Raw genomic sequence first — 1,431 nt, 5'->3', positions numbered from 1 at the left:
GCGGCTACGTGTTTCATTGACGTCAGGATCGGGCCCGGCCAGGCTCGGTCTGAGGTGACCGGGGTGGTCGCTCTCAGTGCGGCTGCCCACGCCGTTGGCGTGAGGCTCACATTTGGCCTGCGTCGCCCCGGTCACCGCCAGGGCCGGGAGAGGCTCGAGAGGGGTTTGCCCAGCCGTACGTAGCGGTGCCCTCCCAGCTCGACACGAAGTGATGTCGACGCAAGGGAGCAAGGGCATGGACGCAGAGAAAACGCTGGTCGTGATCGGGATGGACCCGCACAAGCGCACCGTCACAATCGAGGTGATGACCAGCCACGAGCAGGTCGTCGGTGGCGGCCGGTTCACCACCGACACCGACGGATACGCCCGCCTGCTGGGCTACGCGCGGCAGTGGCCGCAGCGCCTGTGGGCGGTCGAGGGCTGCGCCGGGATCGGCAAGCACGTGGCCTCCCGCCTGGTCGCCGACGGCGAGGAGGTGGTCGACGTGCCGGCGAAGATGTCCGCGCGGGTGCGGGTCTTCGCCACCGGACAGGGCCGTAAGACCGACGCCACCGACGCCCACTCCATCGCCCTGGTCGGCGTCCGCATGGGCGGGCTGCGCCCGGTCGTCGACGACGAGCAGCTGGAGGTGCTGCGCATGTGCGTGGACCGGCGCGCCTCCCTGGGGGCCGAGCACACCCGCAAGGTGTGCCAGCTGCACAAGCTGCTGCTCGAGCTCATCCCCGGCGGGGCCAAGCGGTCCCTGTCCGCGGCCCAGGCCAAGGAGCTGCTCAAGAAGGTCCGCCCGACCACCCCGGCGGGCAAGGTGCGCAAGGCTCACGCGGTCGAGCTGGTCGAGGACCTGGCCAAGATCTACGCCCGCACCAAGGCCGCGGACAAGGAGCTGAAGTCCCTGGTCAAAGCCACCGGGACCGGCCTGATCGACCTGCACGGCATCGGACCCTCCGGCGCCGCGCGGCTGCTGGTCGAGGTCGCCGACATCACCCGCTTCCCCGACCGCAACCACTTCGCGTCCTGGACCGGCACCGCCCCCGTGGACGCCTCCTCCGGGGACCACACCCACCACCGGCTCTCCCGCAAGGGCAACCGGCAGATCAACCGGGTGCTGCACATCATGGCCGTCGTCCAGCTGCGGCACGCGACCGAGGGCCGGGCCTACTACGACCGAAAGGTCGCCGCCGGCAAGACGCCGATGGAAGCGATGCGCTGCCTTAAACGGCGCCTGTCCGACCTCGTCTACAAGGCCATGCTCGACGACCTCGCCGGACACACGACGACGGGCCCGGGAGGGCAACTGGGTGACGACTCTGACTCCAGCGCGACCGGCTCACAACCCGACGCCGGCTCTTCGGACAAGCCACTTCCCGGACCCGCCACCACCAAGCCTAGAACCACCCTCCCAGCGGCGTCTTGACACAGAGGGGTGCCAGA

General features: G+C 70.0%; 1 protein-coding gene. It reads left to right on the top strand.

Translation table 11 applies throughout. The annotated features are described in order from the left end of the window. The first annotated feature begins 235 nt into the window (after window positions 1-235). Window positions 236-1,414, top strand: a complete 1,179-nt coding sequence (locus AVL62_RS05630; RefSeq protein WP_058890688.1) for an IS110 family transposase — start codon at window positions 236-238, stop codon at window positions 1,412-1,414. The last annotated feature ends 17 nt before the right edge of the window (window positions 1,415-1,431 follow it).

Source organism: Serinicoccus chungangensis (genome assembly GCF_001483745.1).
In the GTDB taxonomy this organism is placed as follows: Bacteria; Actinomycetota; Actinomycetes; order Actinomycetales; family Dermatophilaceae; genus Ornithinicoccus; species Ornithinicoccus chungangensis_A.
The sequence above is the reverse complement of the archived record's forward strand: the minus strand, read 5'-3'. Positions and strand labels throughout refer to the sequence as shown.